The organism is Acinetobacter sp. YH12236 (assembly GCF_013417645.1).
GTDB lineage: Bacteria > Pseudomonadota > Gammaproteobacteria > Pseudomonadales > Moraxellaceae > Acinetobacter.
Genome location: NZ_VPDM01000024.1, coordinates 1 through 25230, shown reverse-complemented (window position 1 = coordinate 25230; position 25230 = coordinate 1). Strand labels below are relative to the sequence as shown.

Here is a 25230-nt window from a genome sequence, read left to right as displayed (position 1 = left end):
CTCAACGTTCTGTAGTGCTAATAGGTGCTTGCTCTGCACCAAAGCCAGACCACACCGCCTTGAGACGCTCTACACCACTGATAGCAAGTTGCATTTTGGGTTTTAATTTTTCAGCTGTAATATAACTTTGCTGCTGATCAGCTGATAGAACTTCAACCGTTACAGCTTCAAACCCCTTCTGATTTTTAACAAAAATAATGTGTTTACCATCTTGTGAGGTTATGGCAGTACTTGGTACTGGCCATGCTGCAATTACTGTTGGCTGCTTACTTTGAACATGAACTTTGACAAATTGTTGCACCCGCAAACAATTATGTTTGGTATCCATTTGTACGATGATATTTTGAGTTTGTGTATTCCCTACAAGTGCTGGAGCGATATTTTGTATATGCCCTGTAATATCACAACCTTCAACCTGAACAACATCCCCAATATGCACATATTTACTGTCAGCTAAATTAGCTTGTAATAACAATTGTAACGGTGAATCAGCGTTTACAAGTTGACCTAATACTGTACCAGCCTCAACATACTGACCTGTAGAAACCTGTAAGTTTTCTATATAACCACTTGTTGGGCTTTTAACATAGACAATGGAATTTAGACTATTTACCTGCCCTCCTCCCATAAATTGCAGCATTCGCTGTTTTGCACCTAAGTTAATATTAAGACGCTGTACTTGATTCTGTGCCTCTTGCACACGCTTCTCGGCAATAATGCCTTCAGCATATAAGCTACGTTCACGTGTTAAATTTTGCTGGGCTAATTGTTGTTGAGCACGAAGCTGCAATATTTCATTTTGAATCTGAATTAAATCTGGACTATGTACAGCAAGTACATGATGATTCCGGGTAACTTCTGCCAAGGGTTGTACCAAAACTTGCTGCACCATTCCTGAAACAGGACTAGTCAGTACAACTTTGCTTTCTGGTGACCACTGTACTTGCCCTTGTAAAATAATTTGTTTTTGTATGTTAGTAGAAGAAGCACCTAATGTGTGTAATTTGATCCCAACTTGCTCAATTTGTTTTGAAGAAATTAAGATTTGTTGCTCTGAGACTTCAGGACTCCTCTCAGCCTCTGAAACCTGTCTCTCTACTTTAGCCTCTATATTTTTATTCGAGAGCAGCTTACTTCCCCACCATAGCCCAAGGCTAATCAAGATCAAGACGCTCATTAGATATAATAGTTTTTTAAAATTTAGTACATCTACTCGCTGATCCACTCGTTTCATCCTTCAAGAGATTTTCTCTACAAAGCTAAGATTAAGTTCTTAAGATCAGATTAAGTTTATAAACCTATTTCAGACTGCATAGGCCCAAGTGAACCGTATTGGGTTTGTGGGAGACTTTTATTTAACTGATGTTACGTAGTAAGTGCATTTTGAGCATCTTCGCTACTACATGTTGTAGTCGATTTATAAATTATTAATAATCATTATATTAAACTATATATTGTTATTATTTCTCACGAAAATCAGCATCAAAACATAGGTGACTTTTATAAACTAAAATGTCTAAAATGAAGTGACCAAAACCACATTAAATGATCTAAATTGATCAAAATTTTACTCCACCAAAAACTATATACCAGTAATCAAATCATATACTTATAATTAAGGTCATTTAATGGAATAAATCTCGGTGACCTTGCCAAGGTTGGGGTATTTTTATGATCTAACTTTTACTACTTTGTAGCAGGAATCACAGCCATACAATCAATCAATCCCAACCTCGGTAATAGCTTAAAAATATTACTAATAAAAATAGAACCAAATTAAATTATGCACACCAAAACTATAAATTGTGTCTACTTTTCTACACTTACACAATAAATACCGTTAGATTACTTGAAAAGTAAACAGTTAAATAGTAGAAATGTATCATAGTTATATTTTAATAATCTAAATATGTGCCGTGGAACGCGTAAACAAGTAACTTCTGAATGTTCATTTAATTTTGATAACCCCAAAATTATCTTCAAGCGAGATCTTTCTAAACTCGCATTAAACACTCATCCAGATTTTGCTGGCATTCATCACTGCTATCACATGGCCTTTCGAGCTCTACGATTAACTTCTCATTTTCGTTTAGCATCAAACAAACTCAATGTTTGGTCTATAGCAGGAATATCCAATTTCTGGATCGCTGATAATTTTGATTTGTACCTGCATCACATGAAGCTTCCGCCTTCACCTCAGGAATTACATGTATATACGTTCCCACCTGATGCCAACTTACAACAACAACTCAAACACTATGCAAGCTTTGAATTCTTAAGTTTTTTGCAAGCAAATACTTTTGATATACACAATTTAAATCCGCAGCATCTTCAGCAAGCGATCAACCGATATATTTCGACTGAAGTTTTACTCGACTTTAATCGCTTACATTCATTCAAAGCACATAAAACGCTCAGTCTTGAGGGGCTTGGTAAGTTACTCAATTTTAGCCATACACAACTCCACAATAGAAACAGAAAAATCCATGCACGTCGCCAGCATCTACTTGACGAAGTCAGCAAGCAATCAAAAGTCGTCGATCATTATTTAAATCAAAATGATTTTTCACCAAATCCAACAGATTTTTGGAATTGTTCATATGCACGAAAGTGAAACTAAGCCCCTTCCTCAACCCAAAATTTTATTATCAGACTTATTAAAAAAGCTTTTTAATGCAGAGGATTTGTGTCTTCATGCACATATTAACTTTATCGCAGATCTATTGGTTTACCATGACTGCTCAGATTATCTTAAGGGGCTTGTTCTCAGTGAGATTGAATCTGATATTTCTACAAGTTCACCACCTCGCATTCCCGCTACTCTCCAAGCGTCTAGAAAATCTAAAATTGGTGATTCCCCAATCACGTATTACATCAACAGTATTGCCAGCATTTATCATGCGCACACGGAACTACTCACCTGGAATGTGCTCGTCCTTAAAGCAGCACTATATTTATTAGCATTGCCGCAGATCAAACCAGATTTATTTGAAAAACAACATACAGAGCATCTCAATACGATTAAGCGCTTATTTCAGCGTTTCCGCGTTGCAAACAAGTCTTTTTTTGCAAAAAAAAAAGATGCTCACGCATTAGATTATCAAGCATTCTTAACTCTTAAATTCCCTGCTTTATTTCTATCATTAGAGCAATTTGTAGAGTCTGCTCTTCAACCTGAAGCAGATCAAGAACTAAATGATTTTCAGAAAAATTTCTGTGATGAATTACGTATTGCATTCAATTATGTACTAAAAAGCCGTCCAAAAATTGCCAAATCAAGTGTAGATAGTAAACTGCAATATCGTACATGGGATACCGATGGAACTATTAACGAAATCATTGAGACTAAAAAAAGTAATAGAGGTTTAGCTAATGAGCAAGCCCTTGACGAGCAAGAAGACCCCTCTGTTATTGTTCAAGCAGATCAGATTACACCACTTGCCAGACATTCTAAAAATGCCCAACGTATGGCACTTTCGTTAATTCCAAAACATATGCAACGACAAGATCATTTGCTCACTGCAAGTTGTTTACTCCCAAGTGTTTATACTATTTCTGACCTAATTACATACCTGTATCATGATGATAAAAAACATAATGATAAAAGCGTGCTCGTTGTATTACTTTGCTTAATCACAGGCGTTGGCTTTAAAGACTGGTTAAATTTTCAAAAAAGGCGTGTAAAAAGATTAAATCATCGCCAAGTCATTAAATTGCAAAGTGACCAATACTATCTCTCAACCAAATTCAGCATTTTTGAAGATGCAACGTTTGAATATCCGGAGTCACTGATCAATAACACCGTTCATTTAGATATCCCTATCCCAAATCACTTTATTGATCGTATCAAAGCAGAACCAATCATCACTGAAGATGAGCTAAAGAAAAAAATTAGAATAATAAAAGATGAAGTCAAAATTCCTCAGCTGAACTTATCAAAAACTAGCTCATTACTGCATCATGTTATTTTGCAAAAAACAGGCAATAGGCAACTTGCTGACATCATCACTGGTGTAGATGCAAGTCACTCTTCTTCAAGCTCTTACTGCCATTACAATGTAAATAAATTACAAAAAAATTATGTCAAAGTTTTATCTGAACTATGTACACAGCTCGCTGAAAATGACTACGGTGATATTGTCTATAGTGATCAGTCCATCTGCTTTGGTAGCCAAAAAGCACCAAGTAAAAATGTCATAAAGGACATCCTTTTCTATCTTTACACCAAAATTTATACGACTTCAGATAACGACTGGGTAGAAAGTTTTAATGCTTATAGCATTTGGATGTGGCATATCCTACTTTTGTTTACCGCTGCACGACCTGTTCGGGACTTTCCAGGTTTTTTGAATAATATAAGTTTTCAGCAACAGACAATTATGCTGTCTGACAAAGAGGTCGGTGGTAGACGTGGCTTTGGACGCTTGATTCCACTTTGTGCATTTCTCATCGGTGAATTAAAGAAATATCTTCGTTTCCTCGAACATATCCAACAACATTACATGGCGATTAACCGCGAAATCTCAGCCCAAATTGATGCCATATTTAATAATGAACAGCCTCTGTTAAATCTTTTACAAAATGGCACACTCACTCCGCTTACACCTTCCAATGTGCGTGACTTTCATCCTGAAGTTGGGTTAGCACATCCCAACTGGCACCGCCATACAACACGTGCCTTTCTCACCAACAAACAAATCCCCGAGCCTTTAATACTTGCACTTTTTGGACATGAAGCCTTCCAACAGGAAGCCGCACATCCATTTTCTAGTTTGTCTCTGAACCAATATCGCGCGCTCGCAACACATTTAAATGAAATGCAGGAATATTTTGAAATTATTGGAGTGAATTTAAATGTCCTCATCGCTTAAAAAAGCAGATCAACTGTTTGCCGAAAAGAAACGAGAACTTACTCGACAATTAAATGAACAAAAAATTCAAAATGAAGTTCATGCTTCACTCCGCAAATATTTTTCAGAACAGCAGTTTGATCAGAATCCACATTTGCTAGGTGATTACGGCGAGGTTTATAGCCACATCAAGAAAAACTCTACGAGTAAAAAGTGGATCAAGTTTGCATATGATTTTTTTGAAGATTACATCAAAGAGTTAAATGCTCAGCATCGCTTGGATTTAGAGCTGCCTCATGCTGTTTTAGATATTAAAAGAGATAAGCCTATCGTGACCATGAGCTGGAATGCCGATGGTCATGAAATAAATGACCTCGTACAACAGCTTTATAATTATTGGGAATTGGCTGAAAGCTGTGACTCATTCTCAAATGAGGAAATCGTGGGCAATATTATATTGTCTGCCATTCTATTTGGTGGCTTAAATGAAAAAGCTGAACTTAATGCCTTGCTTGAACACCTCAGAAATCCAGTAAAAGTACGCCATTATAAAGACCTTAATATTCTTTTTTTAGAATCCCATTCTAATCATTATGGCGATATTTTTATTGATGAATATACTGTTCGAAAATCTAGAAATTTTATTCCAGACCCCGTCACACGTCTGTGGCTAATACATTTTAATCTGAGAGATATTCGACATGTTCATCTTCCCGTAGAGGGCTATCTTGAGTATATCTTTCGAAAAATAAAGAAAAAGTTTAAAAAAAATAGCTTATCGCATTTACTTCAGCATGCTCGCTACAACTGGTTACAGCTTCCCAACGTAGATATAGATCCGGCGCTCTCTGAATGCCTCATCGGGAATTTACTCAGTTGTGGTTTACCCGAACAAGAGTTTGAGCGTTTTGTGCAACCAAAATTTAAATATAAGCATGAGCTCACTACTGAAGTCATTCATCAGTCTAAGAATTTACCTCCACAAACTGTTTATTTGCATCATGAGCAAGATGCACTAAAAGATGTACTAAAAATTCATAAAGACTTATTAAAAATTATTCGTCTTCGCCAAACAGATGCCCCAATCTATCAACTCATGATCGATTATTGTATGGAGAATGCAAAACTCTTTAATGAATACAGTAAACGAATCACCCTGTGGTTAATTAGTCTCTTTAAACCACCTCAAGAAGATATAGATCTGCTAGCTCAGAGATTTGATTTTTGCGCTACAATTTTTGCTAAAATCATTTCCAACAATAGCCAGTTAGCCAAAAGCTCAATTTACACATACTACACTCGAATTGGTGAGCCTTGGCTAATCTATTCTTTACAATATCAATTTTCTGAGGACGATGAAGAAACACGCCTGCAAAAAATATATGCACAGATTTATCAAAATAACTGTATTGCTGAAAGTCTGCTCGAAGATACTGTTAAAAAATCGGCTGCTCAAATTGTAAAAACACTCAAACGTTTTCATCAATTTCAAGAACAACTATTCGATGCCCCAGCATTCACTTTAGAGACGCTGGATCAACAAACCAGACCACGCACACGTATTATCAGCCCAGTCACATTTCAACTGTTAATCAAAAAACTTCAACAAGCACATCTACAAAATATCATCTCTCAACATGACTATGAAAATCTTAGTCTTATTTATACGCTTGCTTACAGAACTGGGATGCGAATTAATGAAATGATTGGTTTACGTATCAAAGATACTGAAGGATTAAACAGAATATCATTATTGGTCAAGCCATATGGGTCAGAAAAAATAGGCAATGAACACAGATTAAAGACTGACAGCGCGCAACGTAGCGTGCCCGTGTATTGCTTACTCAAAGCATCTGAGTATCAACAATTTCATCAATATGTTGTCAAACAGCGGTTAACAAAAAAACCGAATGATTATTTATTCAGTCAGTTCAATGAGAATAAGAAACTCAGCCAGCACATGCTGACTGCACCCTTTAAAAATTTTATGGATCAGTTATTCAAGCAACATCACTATACATTTCATTCATTTAGACATTCTGCAGCAAATCATTTAGCATTAATTTTTAAATGTGATTATCATTTTTTGTCTGATAGCCTCACAGACTATACGGAAGTTGAATATAATCAGCTCAGGGCTGAGTTATTACGTAATTCAATTGATCAAAATCATTGGATTATCATCGCACATCTTTTGGGGCATCTCGAACCCATCGAGACCTTTAAAAGTTATATTCATGTAGCTTACTTTATTGCAGGTTATCAATTTTCCAAATATCGCCCATTACTAAGCAATGGTTTGGTTAAGAAAATGCTGGGGATAAGCAATTCAACACAAGAGTTACATTTTCTAAAATCGCTCAATGATCAGTCTGAATTCAATTTTGAAATGCATGCTACAACGCTCTGTAAACTCCTTCTAAACAATCAAGAAAAATGGATAGCGAGCAATGCTCACACACTACATGCAGAATTAGAGGTAAATCAAACGCAAGAACATTGTATTTTTGACTATTTTGTCGCGACTCCAGAATCTAAAATCGATCTTGATCTATTTTATAAGGCACTCTGCTTATTAGAGTTATACAAATATGATACGGAGCGCGTAGCACAAGAACTTTGCCTATCTCATGAGCTCATCAAGTATTGGTATGACAATGCAATCCAACTCAAACAACTTAAATCTAGAAAAAACAATCCAAGACTTTTTCATATAACCGAACTGCAATACATCAAACCGTCAATGATTGATACTAATGAGGACCTTTTATTGGTCACACATTTTTTTAACTATCTACAAGCCTGCTATCAAAAGTCACCTGAAAATATTAGGTATGTCTTAGAATTCTTTATTAATCACGTAACTGCTTCACATACAGGTTTACATTCAACGCGGAAAAATATTCAGAATCTGGAAAAATTCTACTATGCGGCCAAAGATCTGTTTCCTGCCAACATGTGGCATTTACTTGGAATAGATATGGTTAATTTTTTAAACAAAGAAATTACGCCGAATCTACTCAAACTTGCCAAGGCAAATCAGAAACTAGAAGGTTACCCAACAACAAAAGAAAATAATGCACGCTTACAGCTATATTCCTTAAAACAAGGCAAAGCACTACCGGCTTTTAAATTTTGTTTACATCTGGCTTGCATTGGTAGGCCTGCTCAATTGCAGTTAGAAATAAAATGACTTCAATAAATCATCGTAACGGATACTGCTTAACTCTCGTGCTACACCTAAGTTTTAATGGTGAGTGTCTGTTTTAATTTTTTTTGGGGGTTATACAGTTAATTAATGCTGATAAAAGCCTAGGCTGGCCATATATAATTCCATCAACCTGATTTTTTACCATTCGGTTTACCTAATTAATCATCACAAAATTATGTTGGTGATAATTTGGTAAATTTTTAAAAACTTATGTGACCACAATTAAACGATCTTAATAAAAATTAATTCCAATAAAAAATATTTGAAAACGTAAGTTGTTTATTTCATTGTACTTATATACACAGCAATTTATACAATTTAATGTATATTATGTTGGTGACTATTGCCAATATCGGGCTTTGGATTTTGATGCTGTATTGATTGAATTTAATGGGGAGGATGATCATGTTCATTTATTAATTAATTACCCACCAAAAGTTGCTATTTCAAATTTAGTGAATAGCTTAAAAGGTCTATCTAGTCGCCACCTTAGAAAAGACTTTCCTGAAATTAAAAACAAACTTTGGGGTGATTCTTTATGGTCGCCAAGTTACTTTGCTTCAAGTTGCGGTGGTGCGCCATTAGAAATTATTAAACAATACATCGAGCAACAACAATCACCTCATTAGAATTAAAAATCGAGCCTTATATCACCTCCATAAATGAGGGTGTTTTACGGCTCATTGGATAAATAAACATAAACGTCGACTACTCCCAGATCATTTAGCAACCGTACGTATTGAGCATGAATCTGCATCAACGCAATACATCTGTGGGTGCACACTGCGTCGTATCGGCGAATATCAGTGAAAAATTGAATTTCAGACCAGCGCAGTTCTATAAAGAACAGCATGTGCGTGGTAAATGGGTTTGTGATCAATGTGACACCCTGACTCAGCAAACGATGCCTGCCTATGTGATCGATAAATGTATTGCGACACTTGAGTTACTTAGCCATGTGCTGGTATCCAAATATGCTGATCACTTACCGCTGTATCGTCAGCGACAGATCTTTCTGCGCGCAGGTGTAGATCTATCTAGATCCACCCTGTCAGATTGGATTGGTCGCTGTGGTGTAGACACTTGAACCTCTGGTCAATGCCTTAAAACAGGTGGTGCTGCAGCAAGGGGGTGATCTATGACTTTCAAGAAACCGTTCAGGTCTGCATGCAGAAGAATTCCTGAATGGCTGGCAGGGACATCTGGTCTGTGATGATTACAGTGGTTATAAAGCACATTTCAAATCAGGTCAGATCATTGAAGTAGGTTGCATGGCACATGCATGTCGTAAATTCCATGAACTGCATATCACTGGGAAAAGTCAGATTGCTGAACAGGCACTGGTGCTGATTCAGAAATTGTATGCGATAGAAGCAGAGTTAAGGCACAAGACCGACGGTACAGCGCAACAACGCTGCGAATACCGGCAACGGCATAGTCAACCAGTGATGCAACAACTATATGAATTGCTCAACCAACATCATCTGATGGTGCCATCAAGTTCTACCACCGCTAAGGCAATCAATTACACTCTAAAGCGCTGGCAAGCCTTAAGCCGCTATTCAGATGATGGTAATCTATCTATTTACAATGATTTGGTGGAGAACCAAATGCACCCTTGGGCTTTAAGTCGTAAGAACTGGTTGTATGTTGGATCACTGCGCAGTGGTCAGCGAGTTGCTAACATCATGACATTGATCCAGTCAGCAAAGTTGAATGGTCTAGATCTGTATGCCTATTTAAATGGTGTACTGCAAAAGTTGCCGACATACAAAGTGATCCAAATTAAAAGATTGGCATAGAGTTTAGAGGATACTTACAAATCAATGGTATCGCCAAGTTGATCGTCATCATCTTTAGCTAAAACGGTCTTTAGCTTATCATTTGTGGCTAGACGCAACAGCATCAAATATCTAGCTTAAGAAGCATCTCAGAGTAAATTTTTACAACAAAGCTAATAAGCTTAGGCTATTTTAATAGTTTTCATGATCCGCTGCTTTATACAAAGGCTATAAAAATATTTAGTAATTTTTTATCTAAATTACTCTATATACTTAAAACTTGGTTGATCTCCCTATCTTAACCACACCATTTTTTGAGCACTGAAAAACTTTTTTCTGCAAAAATATATGAGGAACAACAAAAGTGTAAAATCTAAAAATAATATCTATTCTTTTAACTATTTTTCATTCAGCTATACACACAGATATTTTGTATCCAATTTTCTTAGTACTTGAATTCTTCAGTGATACATTAAAAAATGTGTAGCAAGTTGCTACACTTTTCCTTAGACAAGCTCTTTACCAAAAATATCATTCAGCCTATCACGAATACTTTGTACAAATTCCGGATTATTTTTTAGTTTATGCTTCATATTACGTTTAAAGTCATTCAAGCTCATACCAACTTCAGCAAAATCCATTTGGAATAAAGTGTCATTAATAACAATATTTGCTTGAGAGTCAGTGAGACAACCAATTTTTTTAAACCACTTCTTGAACTGCGAATACTTTTCATCATTATTAAAAATGTACCAGGAACGTACATTCGTATCGAATTTTGCCCCCAATTCTTTTACTAATGCATTCTCTTCAAATGGAACATCAAGATAAATTTTTTCAATTACAGCAGTTTCATTTAGTGTTTTATCAGTAATACGCTGATGCAGTTTAAAATTCACCCCCACAATTGGGCGCCCTTTTTTTATGGTTTCATACTCTAGTTGTAGATCTGTATTTTCGTTAATTTCTGCAACTATTTTATCTAATACATAGCGTCTAAAATCTACCCAGCGATCATATTTAGTTTCATTAATATCAATCAGAGCTTTCAAGTTTTCTAAAAGCATTGGGACTTCATAACTCTTTTGGCTTGCGTACTTGAATTCATTTTTAATGAAATACGTATAAAGACTCATACTAGCAACAGAATCCAAGGCAAACAGATGTTTCAATTGATAGGTGGTGAAATTCCCCCCAGCCAACTGCGTGAAATACGGTAACACCTCACTGGTAAAACGAATCTGAATGGCATTTTTAGAATCATCTTCCCATCTTAACTCACGGATAATAGGAACGACAGAATGTACTTTTTTAGTCTTTCTCTTACCATCATCAGTAGGTTCCTCAATAATAAAATGAGCCACCCTAGATGAAAGTTCTTTATAAATCCGGTCTATTGCAACATTAATCGAATTGCGTTTATTCAATCCTAGTAAATCTGCCAAATCATCCTTATACAGATAAATATAGGTTTGTTCTGTGATTTCACCATTTACCCTATTTTTCTCACTATAATTTGCAACAGCCATTGCATATAGGAGCGCCTTATATTCATTGGCTGATAACTCAATTGGGCGAATTAAGCGGTTACTAGTGCTAACAACGCCATTATGACGAATATTGCCTATACAGTAAGGAATATGATTCAATTCTTCTTGCAATGATTCTGATTCTGTCATAACCGTGATATTTATATATTTAATTCTATTTTTATATACAAAAGTGGAAAAACTTTCAAGACTTTCACCACAAGAATCTAAGAGTGGAAGGCTTGTCATCAGAAATATGCATTTTTGACGATTTATTGTCCTTAAAGTGGAATGAAATATATTATTTCCACCATATAGTGACAGACCTTCCACCTTTAGCTCTAAACTAACAGTTCAAAATACCCATTTTCACTTATTTCTTCCAAATTTAGGTATGCTATGTCAGATAGAAACCTAGATGTGACAAGGCTTCCACCTTTCATTAGATTTGAAAGGTATAAATGAATAGATAATCATCAGGAAATATCCAATAAAAAAAATTTATCCACAGGGTGCTAACACATAGTGACAAACCTTCCACCCTTAAAGATTGTTTAGCCAACTTTATCAACAAATTAAGTATTTATTTTTGCAAGAGTTTTTTAAAAAATATAACCTTTTTAAAAATAGTAGTGACAAACCTTCCACTCTTGTGACAAACTTTCCACTTTACGGTGACAGACCTTCCACCTTTGAGTGACAGACCTTCCACCTTTGAGTGACAGACCTTCCACCTTTGAGTGACAAACCTTCCACTTTACGGTGACAAGCCCTCCACTTTTAAACTTATAAGCATTTGTTTTATATAGCAAAAAAACAGTCTTAATTATTAATTAGCTAAATAAATAATTATACTAATTATTAATTAAGCTAGCTTATTTAAAAATTAGTTTTTTAAGTTGTTTTACACCTAAATAAATAAGATTTATAAATTTAAAAACTATAGTATGATGAGTGAAAGTTATTTATATTGTTAAACATTCAAATACGGAAGCATCTGACACGTATGTCTGCAAAAATTATTACGGTTGCTAACCACAAAGGTGGATGTGGCAAAACAACGACCGTTGTACATCTAGCCTCTGAACTTGCAAATCTTGGCAATAAAGTTTTAGTCATTGATTTAGATCCTCAAGCAAACGCAAGTTTACACATTGGGATCCAACATCCAAGCGAAATTGTTGTTACTTCAGCAGAATTACTCGTTGGTGATATTTCATTATTAGCTGATGCATTACAAGAAGAAACAAACTTTGAAAAAGTATCATTAATTTATGGCTCATTAAATTTAGGAAAAACTGAAGACCAGCTTAAAGAAGAAGCTCCTCGTCCTTCAGAAGAATTAAGCATCAAGCTAGAACTGTTAAAAGATCTTTACGACTTCATATTAATTGATTGCCCACCTAGTCTTAAACTATTAACCAGTAATGCCTTAGCATCATCAACACATGTCATTATCCCTATCGAATCTGGATCACAATATGGACTGTATGGGGTAACAGATCTTTTAAACCATCTTGAAAAGATAAAACGTATTAATCCAGATTTAGAGCTTTTAGGCGCTTTACTGATTAAACATGATGAACGTCAGAATGTTTGTAAATTGATTCGGGATGAAGCTTTAAAACAGGTTGGAAAAATTTTACAAACTACCATTCCTCAAAGTACTAAAGTTAATCAAGCAGCAATTCTGCAACAGCCACTTTTGAAAGTAGAAAAAAATTCAAAAGTACGTAAGGCTTTTGAAAGCCTTGCTTATGAAATTGTAGCGAAAGTTTAAACCTGAGAGTATTATGGCAAGCACTAAAGAGCTTTTAGCTCAAAAATTGAAACAAAATACAGAAAAACATCAGCAAGCACAGAAAGACAATATTAAAGAGCTAAAAGAATTTAGACGTAATGTTCCTATTGAGGATATCAGTCGCAGTCCCAACCAACCGCGTAAAGTATTTGAAGATTCTCAATTAAAAGAACTGGCGGATTCTATTAATGAAATCGGCCTTTTGCAGCCCATTACAGTGCGTAAACTTGATAATCTGAAATATGAACTGATTGCAGGCGAGCGACGCTTACGGGCGCATCAATTACTCGGCAAGTCGGTGATTGAAGCCATTATCATTGATGCTAATGATGAAGAAGCATCTTTGTTAACCCTAGCTGAAAATTTAAAGCGTCAAGATCTGACAGATTATGAAATTTTTATTGGTTTGAACTCACTTGATGAAAAGTTGAAGAAGAACAAGCAACGTTTAGCTAATTCATTGGGTTTAAATCGCGAAGATATGTACAAATATCTATCGTATGAAAAGCTGCCTAAAGCAATGTTGAATGACCTGGATTTGGAGCCAGGTCTAGTCGGTCGTACTGCTGCAACAGCGTTCAAGAAATTTTTATCGGATCATATAGAGCAACTTTCGGAGGCGGAAACAGCTTTACTCGGTGCTTGGGAGAAATTAAAAGAAAAAAAACTGGAGCAAAGCAAAGTTACTTCTTATGCTGAAAAACTATTGAGTCAAGATCCAGAAAAAGTAACCACGACATCAGTGGTAAGAAAAATCGAATATGATGGTAAGGTTGCTGGAAATATCAAACTGAATCAAAAACAGCTCAATATCTCTCTTAAAATTTCAGAAATTGATGAAGCTAGTCTTTTACAACTAGAAGATTTTTTAAAACAGCTTATTCAGAAAAGTGAAAAAGTGTAGCAACTTGCTACACTTTTCAGTTTGCTCATAAAACTCTCACACTTACGTGAGAATTTTTTATAATTATCACATGCGAAAAATTATACCACCCAAACTGAAATTGATATGGTTACGCTAGAAGAGTTTATTCCTAAAAATTATCTTATACGTAAAATAGACAAAGCGATTGATCTCAATATCATTCATGAACGTGTCGCGCATCTATATTGTCCCGATAAGGAGACTGTTGAACGAATTTTGCCGTTGCAAAATAATTACAGGGTCTCTGTTATGCAAGTAACGCAGCAATGTTTACTGTCAGTTACAGCACAAAACTTGAAGAAAATCGCCTTGCACTTATCGAAGTTAATTTTTATTGTATTTTTTAGCCATCAATACGCTTAAAAATAAATCACTATGAATAAGCGATAGAAGTTTAGAAAATACCCCCACTTTAACGATCGCTAAAGTGGGGTTTGTGATTAGTCTGAAAAGTGTAGCAACTTGCTACACTTTTTTAATACTTAAATTGTACGACAAGAAATGACGTATCAATACTTACACACGAGCGTATTATTGGGTACTATTGGTTTAACTAAAACTAGATAACCTATTCATTGCAGGACAATTCCATGGCACGTACTCCAAAGCAAACCAAACAAGAACCCATTGAGGTCATTCTTTGGAAAGCTGCAGACAAACTTCGTAAGAACATTGATGCTGCTGAGTACAAGCATGTAGTCCTTGGTTTGATCTTCCTCAAGTACATCTCTGACTCATTTGAAGCTCACTACAACCTATTGGTTGAAGGTGAGGGAGAGTTTGCAGGAGCTGATCCTGAAGATCGTGATGAATACACTGCATACAACGTCTTCTTCGTTCCTGAGATCGCACGTTGGTCATACCTGTTAAACCAAGCAAAGCAAGTCACCATTGGTAAGATTGTAGACGATGCAATGGAAGCCATTGAGAATGAGAACCCTCAGCTCAAAGGTGTACTACCTAAAGTCTATGCACGTCAAAATCTCGATCCTACGAGCCTAGGTGAGCTGATAGACCTCATTGGTAACATTGCCCTAGGTGATGCAAAAGATCGCTCTGCCGACGTTTTAGGACACGTATTCGAGTACTTCCTAGGTGAGTTCGCTTTAGCTGAAGGTAAGCAAGGTGGGCAGTTCTACACGCCTAAATCCATCGTGAGCTTATTGGTTGAAATGCTAGAGCCATACAAAGGACGTGTATTCGATCCTTGCTGTGGTTCAGGTGGTATGTTCGTACAGTCTGAGAAATTCGTAGAATCGCATCAGGGTTTAGTGGACGACATCTCCATCTATGGTCAAGAAAGTAACCAGACAACTTGGCGTTTGGCCAAGATGAACTTAGCCATTCGTGGCATTAACTCAGAGCATGTGAAATGGAACTCTGAGGGTTCATTCCTGAATGATGCACACAAAGACCTGAAAGCGGATTACATCATTGCTAATCCACCATTCAACGTCTCTGATTGGAGCGGTGAGCAGTTAGTGGGTGATGCTCGTTGGTCTCTAGGTACACCACCTGCAGGCAATGCGAACTTCGCATGGATGCAACACTTCTTGTATCACATGAGTCCTAAAGGTCAGGCAGGCGTTGTGCTTGCTAAAGGTGCATTAACCTCTAAGACCAGTGGTGAAGGTGAGATTCGTAAAGCCTTGGTTTCAGAAGCCAATGTCATCGACTGTATTGTGAACCTACCTGCCAAGCTGTTCCTGAACACACAGATTCCTGCTGCTTTATGGTTTATGCGTCGTGACCGTGTTAACTCAAGCCAATACCAAGATCGTAGCAATGAGATTCTGTTCATTGATGCTCGTAACCTAGGTCATCTGATTAACCGCAGAACCAAAGTCTTGTCTGATGAAGATATTAAGCTCATCACAGACACTTACCACAATTGGCGTAACAAGGGTGGTGAGTATGAGGATGTTGCAGGCTTCTGTGCATCTGTACCACTTGAGAAAGTCGCTGAGCTTGATTATGTACTGACGCCAGGTCGTTATGTTGGTTTAGCTGATGATGAAGATGAGTTCGACTTCAAGGTACGCTTTACAAGCTTAAAGGCAGAGTTTGAAGCACAGCTTGCTGAGGAAGCCAAGCTAAACCAAGCCATTGCTGAGAACTTAGCAAAGGTGGTTGTATGAGTGAGTGGCAGGTTGGGCGATTAGATAGCTTCTTTACCCTAAAACGTGGTTATGACTTACCAAAGCAATCTCGTGTTTCTGGTAGTGTTCCCATCATTGCTTCTTCAGGTTTTGCTGATTTTCATAATGAAGCCAAAGTAAATGAATCAGGTGTTGTGACGGGCCGATATGGAACCATTGGTTCAGTTTTTTTCAGTGATGTACCATTTTGGCCATTAAACACATCTCTTTATGTAAACGACTTTAAGGGGAATGACAAAAAGTTCATCTACTACTTTTTGCAAACATTGGATTGGGAAAAATTTAGTGACAAAAGTGCGGTGCCTGGAGTTAACCGTAATGATGTTCATCAAGAAGAGATATGCTTTCCGTCTCTCCCTGAACAAAAAGCCATAGCCTCAATCCTTTCATCATTAGATGACAAGATCGACTTACTGCACTGTCAGAACAAGACTTTGGAAGCCATGGCTGAAACACTGTTTCGTCAATGGTTTATTGAGGAAGCGAAAGAGGATTGGGATGATTTACTAGTAAGTGATATAGCTACTCATATCAAAGACAATGTGAACCCATCAAAAGATCCTCTTAAGACATACTATCATTTTAGTTTGCCTGCTTTTGATTCAGGAGAAAAGCCTACTATTGAATTGGGTGCGGAAATTCTGAGTAATAAGTACAGAGTATGTGAGAACTCAATTTTAGTCTCAAAGCTGAATCCAAGAGTGCCTCGTATATGGTTATTAACTGATGTCAAAGATAATTATGTATGTTCAACAGAGTTTCAGAATTTGAAGCCTAAAGTAGGATCTCATTTAATGTTCTTGTATAGCTTATTCAATTCAAGAGATGTTATTGATGAATTAGCAATGAGTGCTTCGGGAACCAGTGGCAGTCATCAAAGGGTTAAGCCAGAAGATATGTTAAATATCTCTTTTAAGACTCCAAGTTTAGACTACCTTGAAGAGTATTCGCTGTTGATTACTCCTTCGATGCAAAAGGTTTCATCTAACAAGAAGCAAATCCAAACACTTGAACAACTACGAGATACCTTGCTTCCTAAGCTGATGAGCGGCGAAGTCAGAGTCCAATACCAAACAGAAGAAGTTGCATAACATTTGAGGTGAAGTCATTTGATGGCTTCACCTTTTTTACATTCAGGGGGCTGAATTGAATAAAAAAATTATAGGGGCAATCATTGCCTTAGTCGTAGTGATCTGTGGCTACTTGTATGCTTCGCCATACATTGCCATCAATAACATCAAGAATGCTGCACAAGTAGGTGATAGCGAAAAGGTGTCCAAGTACATCGACTATCCAAGTGTGCGTCAGAGCTTCAAAGATCAAATGAATGCCATGATGATGAAAGAGATGGCAACCCATAAAGATGATGGTTTCGCAGCACTAGGTGCCATGCTTGCATCTACCATGGTAGACAAGATGATTGATGGTTTTGTCACACCTGAAGGGATGACCATGATGATGCAAGGCAAAGACCTTAAAGATGCAGCACATTCATCACAGGGAGCATCAACAACAGAAACCAAAGAAGAAGATCAAGCAGAGTACAAAACTCGCTATACCTCATTCAGTGACTTTGAGGTTGTGATCCAACATCCAAATGATTCCAAAGCCGTCACTGTCAAAATGGTTCGTGATGGTTTGAGTTGGAAAGTGAATAAGATCGCTGTGCCGATGGATTAAGTAAAAGAGAACAAAGAGGAAAAACAGAATGATAAAGCGCATGATTCAAATGGGATTTGGCTTGATTGCTGTAGTTAGCTTTGCTGCAACCGTTCAAGCAGCACCGGCTAAATTCAATCATAGCGGCATACAAAAAGGTAAAGTCATAGAAACCTGTTATCACTCTCCTTGTTCAGTCGCCAAGTTTGTCTCTTACAAACAACTGAATAAGACAGCGACTGAATCCAAGATTCAAGTCACCTTGCTGGGCGGTAGTCGTGAGTGGGAAGCCAAGAAAATTGACTGGAATAGATCGCCACATAAAGTCACTGTGAATTGCTCATACCAACGACCAACAGTTCAGATTGGTTCACAAAAGACTCTGATTCCACTCAATGATGGTTTAGGTGTTCCTGGAGTACTGATGGTAGATGCTGAACTCTATCTATATGTTTGCCATAAGTTTGAGGGCGCTATTGAGAATGCTGTGCAGAAGTATGGCTATAACGTGCAGGACGATGAATAAGGTTTCTTAGCTTTACATCATATAAAAAATTAATGAGTCCAGGTTATATGGATAAGTTTAGGGGGAAATAATCAAGTGACTAAGATGACCGAATCAGACATTGAGCTGATGGCGATAGAGCAACTAGAGGGATTGGGCTATACCTATGTGTATGGACCTGAGATTGAATCGAAGGGCACTAACCCTCTACGAAGCTATAAGCAGGTCATCTTGGAAGACAAAGTGCTTGATGCATTACAACGCTTAAATCCTCATTTAAGCCAAGACAAATGTACTGAAGCACTAAAGCAAGTCACCAATATTCAATCCCCTGATCTACTCAGTAATAACCAAGCATTCCACCGACTGCTCACTGAGGGCATTAACATTGAGGTGAGCAAAGAGGGTAACACTCAAGGTGAGTATGCTTGGTTGATTGACTTTGAGAATCCAACCAATAACGAATTCCTTGTCGTCAATCAAGTAACCATCAAAGAAGATCGCTGGACAAGACGACCAGACATTATCTTGTATGTGAATGGCTTACCCTTGGTGGTCATTGAACTCAAGAATGCAACAGACGAGAATGCCACTGTAGAAGGCGCATACAAGCAAATACAGACCTATCAAAGCCAAATCCCTAGCTTGTTTACCTACAATGCTTTCAACGTCATCTCTGATGGTTTAGAGGCGAAAGCAGGTACTGTCTCAGCAGACTACAGTCGCTACATGGCGTGGAAGACAAACAATGGTCAAACCAAAGCCAAGAAGACACAAGCACAGCTAGAAGTCCTGATTCATGGTTTACTGAATCCAGTCACACTACTCGACATGATTCGACACTTCATTGTCTATGAATCAACGAAGCACGAGGATACCAATGGCTTAATCACCATTAAGACCATCAAGAAGATGGCTGCATATCATCAGTACTATGCAGTGAATGCAGCAGTCCTCTCGACTATTCGTGCGTCTGCAGTGAACTCGGACTCGAAATCAGCAGAAGTTGCCATGCAACATCAAGGTAGAAGTAAGCTCGAATTGGTACAGCAACAAGCAGTCGGTGACAAGAAAGCCGGTGTGGTATGGCATACCCAAGGCTCAGGTAAGTCTTTGTCTATGGTTTTCTACACAGGCAAGATTGTCTTGGCTTTGGATAATCCAACAGTCGTTGTGATCACAGATCGTAATGATCTAGATGATCAGCTCTTTGGTACATTCGCTGCATCAAGCCAACTCCTTAGACAAACACCACGACAAGCAGACAGCCGAGAAGAACTCAAAGAGTTACTCAAGGTGGGTTCAGGTGGCGTGATCTTCACCACCATCCAAAAGTTCCAACCGGATGATGGCACTAGCGTCTACGAGCAACTGTCAGACCGAACCAACATTGTCGTGATTGCAGATGAAGCACATCGTTCTCAGTATGGCTTTAATGCCAAGGAAGTCGATGTCAAAGATGAAGATGGCAAGGTTGTCGGTAAACGTACTGTCTATGGTTTTGCCAAGTACATGCGTGATGCACTTCCTAATGCTACTTACCTTGGTTTCACAGGAACACCAATTGAGAAGACGGATGTAAACACACCTGCAGTCTTCGGGAACTATGTAGATATCTATGACATCTCGCAAGCAGTGGAGGATGGTGCAACTGTTCGTATCTTCTATGAAAGCCGCCTAGCTAAGATTGCCATCAGTGAGGAAGGCAAAGAGCTGATTGAAGACTTTGATGACCAGTTTACTGAAGATGACTTAAACCAAACTCAAAAAGAACGTGCGAAGTGGGCAAGAGTCGAAGGTTTGATCGGCAGTAAAGAACGTATCAAAGCCATTGCAAAGGACATCGTAGAACACTTTGAGCAGCGTCTTAAAGCCAATGCAAACCAAGGCAAAGGCATGATCGTCAGCATGTCTCGCAGGATCGCTGTAGACCTTTACAACGAGATTGTAAAGATCAAACCAGAGTGGCACAGTGATGATCTGAATGATGGTGTAATCAAAGTTGTGATGACTGCCTCAGCTTCAGATGGTGAGGTGATTGCTAAACATCACACTACCAAGCAACAGCGCCAACGCTTAGCAGATCGTATGAAAGACAATGATGATAAGCTCAAACTCGTTATTGTTCGTGATATGTGGCTGACTGGTTTCGATGCCCCAAGTATGCACACCCTTTACATCGACAAACCAATGAAAGGTCACAACCTCATGCAAGCGATTGCACGAGTCAACCGTGTCTACAAAGACAAGGCTGGTGGCTTGGTTGTGGACTATCTTGGTATCGCATCTGACTTGAAAGAAGCCTTATCGTTTTACTCAGAAGCAGGTGGTAAAGGTGATCCTGCATTGGTGCAGGATGAAGCTGCAACGATCCTGCAAGAAAAGCTAGAAGTGCTTGATGGCATTTTGCATGGCTTCAACTACCAAGAGTACTTCACTGCAGATACTTCTCGTAAGCTCAACATCATTTTAGAAGCGGAAGAGCATATCCTTGGTGTAGATCAAGGAGAAGGGAAGACTCGCTTCCTGACAGCAGTCACAGCGATGTCACAGGCATTCGCATTAGCTGTACCTCATCCACATGCTATGGAAGCTGCACCAGTGGTGGCATTCTTCCAAGCAGTCAAAGCACGTCTTGCTAAGTTTAGTGATGGTACAGGCAAGATTTCTGGCTTAAGTAATGCTGAGCTTGAAGCCAAGGTAAAGCAAACCATTGACCAAGCTCTAGTCACAGAGCAAGTGGTAGATATCTTCGATGCTGCAGGGATTCAGAAACCAGATATCTCGATTCTCTCTGATGAGTTTATGCAGGAGATGAAAGACTATAAGCATAAGAACATTGCGCTTGAAACACTTAAGAAGTTACTTGGTGATGAGATTAAGGTACGAGAGCAACGCAGTGTCACCCAAGGTAAGAAGCTCATGGATATGTTGAGTTCAGCAATTAAGGGTTATCAGAACAAGGTACTTACTGCAGCAGAAGTCATTGATGAACTGATCAAGTTAGCTAAGACAATTCAGGAGTCAGACAAACTGGCTGAAGAACTCAACCTGACTGAATACGAATATGCGTTCTACTCAGCAGTAGCAGACAATGACAGTGCTCGAGAATTGATGCAGAAAGACATATTGAGAGAACTTGCAGTCGTACTCACTGATTCTATTCGTAAGAATGTGACTTTGGATTGGACGATCAAGGAAGCTGCTAGAGCAAAGTTAAGAGTCATCGTGAAGAGATTGCTGAAGAAGTATGGCTATCCACCTGATATGGCTTTATTGGCTACAGAAACTGTATTGGAACAGGCTGAGCAGTTGGCTGAAGAGCTTTCCAGTTCAAAAGAATAGGGTACAGATAGTGTTCAAAAAGACCGCTATATTAACCATAACCAAGGGGGCATTTTTACACTGCTGCTAACAAGGACAACCCTTCACTTATACTAGCTCAAAACTGATCTGACAGTTCCCCGTTTTTTATTGTGCCTGTCAGGTTAAATTTGGGCTAAATTCTTATCAGCCCAAATTCGTTTTCCATTAAGTAAAGTTTCAAATGGGCTTCCTGTTTGACATCTTTTGGGAATAGTTTCGGATATTTTGTTGTTCTAACTTTTCATGATGCTGTTGAATTTAGTCCAGATCTCATAAAACATTGTATAACTGAAACGCTGGAAAACCTATTTAGCAAATTTGGGGTGTAGTTTCCACTTGAAATAATTCAATTAAAAATAAATGTATGTATTTTATTTATTTTTTGATATATTTCAGTTTAACCTAAAAACGACTAGTGATAGTTATAAAAAGTTGTGCTTAGAAGAATCTTTATTATTTTCAGAGGTTTACTTATGAAAAAGTTAGTAATCTTATTATCAATGTCGACGGTTTTTTTATCAGCTTGTGGTAATAAACATGACAAAATGGTTGGCTACTGGCAATTAGAAAATGTGCAAGGAAAGCGCATTATGCAAATTTTTAAAGAGGGTAAAGATAGTTATATTCTTAAAGAAAATGTGGTTGCTCGTAGTAATGTGGTGAATGGTAAAGAGGGAAGTTCTCTCGTATTGGAAAAAAAAGATGATACTTTAGCGGTTAATAATGGTTTAGCTGCTATGCCCTTACATTTATCTGATGATGGTCAAACATTACGTATTTCTAAAAATCAGTACAAAAAAGTAGATGAAAATTTTGTCAATAAAACAATAGAAAATATTAAAGTGTGTCATGAAATTGAAACAGAATATCGGACTAAAGTTAAAGAACTACCTATTTTTACTCGTGACCCTGCAATTCAAGAGCAACGTAAAACGTTGGCTGAGTCAACTACTAAAAAAATGCAAGCCATTGAAGATTGTAAATTTGGTATCTACTGATAATTACACTATTTAATGAGGGTGTAAATAATTCTGTGTAAATGTGGTTTTAAAAATACTTGGTTACACGTTCATCAAACATGATACTAAAACGATTCATGGCAGCTTTCCAATTCTGAATGGGCATCGTCCATTTTTTGCTTGCTGCCATAATCGCTAAATATACCACTTTTTTCACAGATTCATCGGTTGGGAAGATTTTTCTTTTCTTGGTGGCATGGCGAATGACACTGTTCAAGGATTCAATTGCATTGGTGGTATAAATCGCCTTGCGAATGTCCATTGGATAGGCAAAGAACGTGTTGAGATTCGACCAGTTGGCAAGCCATGATTTACTGATTTGAGGATATTTATCGTCTCACTTTTGACCAAATTCATCCAGGGATGACATACAATCGATACAGCGCATCATTATTATTGAAAATGGTGCCATGATGAATAGGGTATTTGATTGGTATATGCAGTTGCCTCTTGAGTGGCAGTCGAGCCTGTTTGTCTATCGTGGGCATGGGGCCAACATTAAAACAGTAGTTAAATTATTAGAACAAGTATCGGATAACTGCTTGTTGGCATTTTATGGTGATCTTGATCCGTATGGGATTAATATTGCCTCTCATTTTTATAAAATACGTCCTTTAGCCCTGATTGTGCCTAGTATCTGGCAGGAGATCACAGTCACTCATATCGACAACAATGTGAATAAATTCTTGAAGCAGATCGTTCAGACTAGGGATATTGCATTTGATCAAGCTGAACCTTTGATTTTAAGAGAGCTATTTCATCATGTTGATCCTAGCCAAAATAATGGACAGTACTTCCCTCTAAAGATAACGTAACGTTAACTTTGGAGATCCAAGAAATGGCCAAACGTTTTAATCCCAAATTTAAACAGCAAGCAATTGATTATGCACTTTCAAACTCACACGAGCCTACAGCTGCAATCGCCCAGAAATTAGGTGTGGGTTATTCAACTTTAGACAAATGGATTCGTGAAGCCAATCCAGTGGGTTCAAGCAAACGTCAACTTTCACCAGAACAACAGCGGATATTGGAATTAGAGAAAGAAGTCAAACAGCTTAGGGAAGTCAATGACATCTTAAAAAAAGCGCATGTGTACTTTCTGACAGATCATGCCAAGAAAAGTACACGGTAATTCAAGATCTGGATGTGAATGAAGTCACTGTATCTTCTGTCTGTAAATGCCTGGGTGTCAGCACTTCAGGCTATTATGCCTGGCGAAAGCGCCAGACCAATCTAGCGCAGAAATATAATGATTTAAAAGCCGTATATTGGCAGCATCATGCACGATTGGGTGCACCTTCATTGGTACATGACATGCATGATTTAGGTTACAGCATGAGCGAACGAACCGTTGGAAGAATGCTTAAAAAGCTTGGTTTACGTAGCAGGATTGCACGTAAATACAAGCATACGACTGATTCAAACCATCGTTTGCCTACAGCACCTAACTTGTTAGATCGTCAATTTACGGTCAATGAACCCAATAAGATCTGGACAACAGATATTACCTATATCCGTACTAAGCAAGGTTGGCTGTATTTATGTGTGATGCTGGATCTATTCAGCCGTCGTATTGTCGGTTGGCAAACCAGCTATCGAATAGACCGTCAATTGGTATGTGATGCGTTTCATTATGCAATGGCTCGTCAGGGGTATCCAATGGGTGTCATGGTACATTCGGACCAAGGCTCACAGTACTGTAGTCGTGATTTTAGGGCGCTATTATTGACGAATAACTGCGTTCAAAGTATGTCACGCAGGGGAAACTGCTGGGATAATGCAGTGACCGAAAGCTTCTTTCATACATTGAAAGTTCATGTGGTCCATGGCAGTGTATTTGCCACTCGAAAAGAAGCGAATGCTGTCTTGTTTGACTATATTGAGATTTATTACAATCGAATCAGAAGACATTCTGCAAACGGCTGTTTAAGCCCAGAAGCCTTTGAACAGAAATATTTCAAGAATTTAGAGGGATTTGTTGTCCACGATACTGTCTAGGATCAAAAACTAGATCACCTACCTGTATATCTTCGATTTTTTTCCAAATTCTCCGTGGTAAATTTAGATCCCTCTGTACACGCACTAGAGTACCCGCAATAAAACACCCAGTAAGTGCTGGTATTTCTTTCAATTTATCACCCATAAAAAATGTCCCCTATTATTTGTTAATGATAATGTATGACTGTTAATTTTTTATCGTTCAAATTCTATTCTATTTAACATAATGGGCGTTATACGAAATTTTCAAAAAAATACAATAAAAATGCGAGCTTAAGGCTCCCATTTTTGATTTTTGTGTGTTATTCACCAATTAAAATGTCTATGCGATAAACCATTTAAAATGTCCTGTTTTTAACTGCAAGAGTCAAGAACAGGATTTAAATTTCTTTGTTCATTGCTAGCTTTCTGAGCTTTACGACTCGGC

The 25230-nt window shown here is 37.8% G+C and carries 17 protein-coding genes and 2 pseudogenes; 16 read left to right on the top strand and 3 right to left on the bottom strand.

The annotated features are described in order from the left end of the window. Nucleotide 1: 1 nt before the first annotated feature. Nucleotides 2-1225: an efflux RND transporter periplasmic adaptor subunit gene (locus tag FTV14_RS11155; protein WP_004974297.1), complete on the bottom strand. Its 1224-nt coding sequence runs from the start codon at nt 1223-1225 to the stop codon at nt 2-4. Between the two features lie 684 nt (nt 1226-1909). On the opposite strand from FTV14_RS11155, the gene FTV14_RS11150 reads away from it, so the two are divergent. The 5 genes and pseudogenes from FTV14_RS11150 to FTV14_RS11130 form a co-directional block, all read left to right on the top strand. After that, nucleotides 1910-2614, top strand: coding sequence for a hypothetical protein (locus tag FTV14_RS11150; protein WP_094069346.1), 705 nt, complete (start codon nt 1910-1912; stop codon nt 2612-2614). Further along, nucleotides 2601-4871: a hypothetical protein gene (locus tag FTV14_RS11145; RefSeq protein ID WP_070153152.1), complete on the top strand. Its 2271-nt coding sequence runs from the start codon at nt 2601-2603 to the stop codon at nt 4869-4871. Before FTV14_RS11150 ends, FTV14_RS11145 begins: the two co-directional genes overlap by 14 nt. Then, on the top strand, nt 4855-8043 hold the full coding sequence (locus tag FTV14_RS11140; protein ID WP_154320135.1) for a tyrosine-type recombinase/integrase: 3189 nt from the start codon (nt 4855-4857) through the stop codon (nt 8041-8043). The genes FTV14_RS11145 and FTV14_RS11140 overlap by 17 nt, the downstream gene beginning before the upstream one ends. A gap of 329 nt (nt 8044-8372) precedes the next feature. Continuing rightward, complete coding sequence (tnpA, locus tag FTV14_RS11135; protein ID WP_257229519.1) at nt 8373-8690, top strand: IS200/IS605 family transposase; 318 nt, start codon at nt 8373-8375, stop codon at nt 8688-8690. A 61-nt stretch (nt 8691-8751) separates the two neighbouring features. Continuing rightward, nucleotides 8752-9863 (top strand): annotated as a pseudogene (locus tag FTV14_RS11130) (IS66 family transposase); the annotation flags it as partial. 485 nt (nt 9864-10348) lie between these two features. On the opposite strand, the gene FTV14_RS11125 reads toward FTV14_RS11130, so the two are convergent. Then, nucleotides 10349-11521 carry a replication initiation protein gene (locus tag FTV14_RS11125; RefSeq protein ID WP_094069347.1) on the bottom strand — a complete coding sequence of 391 codons (1173 nt, stop codon included), beginning with the start codon at nt 11519-11521 and terminating at the stop codon, nt 10349-10351. An 856-nt stretch (nt 11522-12377) separates the two neighbouring features. Between FTV14_RS11125 and FTV14_RS11120 the strand changes: the two genes are divergently transcribed. The 9 genes from FTV14_RS11120 (at nt 12378) to FTV14_RS11080 (ending at nt 22784) form a co-directional block, all read left to right on the top strand. Then, nucleotides 12378-13151, top strand: coding sequence for a ParA family protein (locus tag FTV14_RS11120; protein WP_094069344.1), 774 nt, complete (start codon nt 12378-12380; stop codon nt 13149-13151). Between the two features lie 13 nt (nt 13152-13164). Continuing rightward, entirely contained in the window at nt 13165-14076 is a 912-nt protein-coding gene (locus FTV14_RS11115) for a ParB/RepB/Spo0J family partition protein (protein ID WP_070153141.1), read from the top strand. A gap of 105 nt (nt 14077-14181) precedes the next feature. Continuing rightward, nucleotides 14182-14460 (top strand): hypothetical protein, encoded by a 279-nt coding sequence (locus FTV14_RS11110; RefSeq protein ID WP_070153138.1) that lies wholly within the window; start codon nt 14182-14184, stop codon nt 14458-14460. A gap of 227 nt (nt 14461-14687) precedes the next feature. Continuing rightward, a complete protein-coding gene (locus FTV14_RS11105; protein ID WP_154320136.1) occupies nt 14688-16235 on the top strand; it encodes a class I SAM-dependent DNA methyltransferase in 1548 nt (515 codons plus the stop codon). After that, the gene (locus tag FTV14_RS11100; RefSeq protein ID WP_104915058.1) at nt 16232-17347 is read left to right on the top strand and encodes a restriction endonuclease subunit S; all 1116 of its coding nucleotides are present in this window, start codon (nt 16232-16234) and stop codon (nt 17345-17347) included. The genes FTV14_RS11105 and FTV14_RS11100 overlap by 4 nt, the downstream gene beginning before the upstream one ends. Before the next feature lie 55 nt (nt 17348-17402). Continuing rightward, nucleotides 17403-17936, top strand: a complete 534-nt coding sequence (locus tag FTV14_RS11095) for a DUF2939 domain-containing protein (protein WP_167846516.1) — start codon at nt 17403-17405, stop codon at nt 17934-17936. A 40-nt stretch (nt 17937-17976) separates the two neighbouring features. Next, complete coding sequence (locus FTV14_RS11090; protein WP_257218586.1) at nt 17977-18441, top strand: hypothetical protein; 465 nt, start codon at nt 17977-17979, stop codon at nt 18439-18441. Between the two features lie 84 nt (nt 18442-18525). Beyond that, entirely contained in the window at nt 18526-21765 is a 3240-nt protein-coding gene (locus tag FTV14_RS11085) for a type I restriction endonuclease subunit R (protein WP_218944576.1), read from the top strand. 494 nt (nt 21766-22259) lie between these two features. Beyond that, nucleotides 22260-22784 (top strand): hypothetical protein, encoded by a 525-nt coding sequence (locus FTV14_RS11080; RefSeq protein WP_154320138.1) that lies wholly within the window; start codon nt 22260-22262, stop codon nt 22782-22784. A 49-nt stretch (nt 22785-22833) separates the two neighbouring features. Here FTV14_RS11080 and FTV14_RS11075 read toward each other — a convergent pair. Next, a pseudogene (locus FTV14_RS11075) lies at nt 22834-23142 on the bottom strand (transposase); the annotation flags it as partial. 31 nt (nt 23143-23173) lie between these two features. Here FTV14_RS11075 and FTV14_RS11070 point away from each other — a divergent pair. Together FTV14_RS11070 and FTV14_RS11065 are read left to right on the top strand one after the other, a co-directional pair. Continuing rightward, nucleotides 23174-23620 carry a Wadjet anti-phage system protein JetD domain-containing protein gene (locus FTV14_RS11070; RefSeq protein ID WP_228291712.1) on the top strand — a complete coding sequence of 149 codons (447 nt, stop codon included), beginning with the start codon at nt 23174-23176 and terminating at the stop codon, nt 23618-23620. Between the two features lie 23 nt (nt 23621-23643). Continuing rightward, a protein-coding gene (locus tag FTV14_RS11065) for an IS3 family transposase (RefSeq protein ID WP_154320140.1) occupies nt 23644-24803 on the top strand; the annotation gives its coding sequence in 2 pieces (ribosomal slippage) (nt 23644-23878 and nt 23878-24803; 1161 coding nt in all). Nucleotides 24804-25230: the final 427 nt, after the last annotated feature.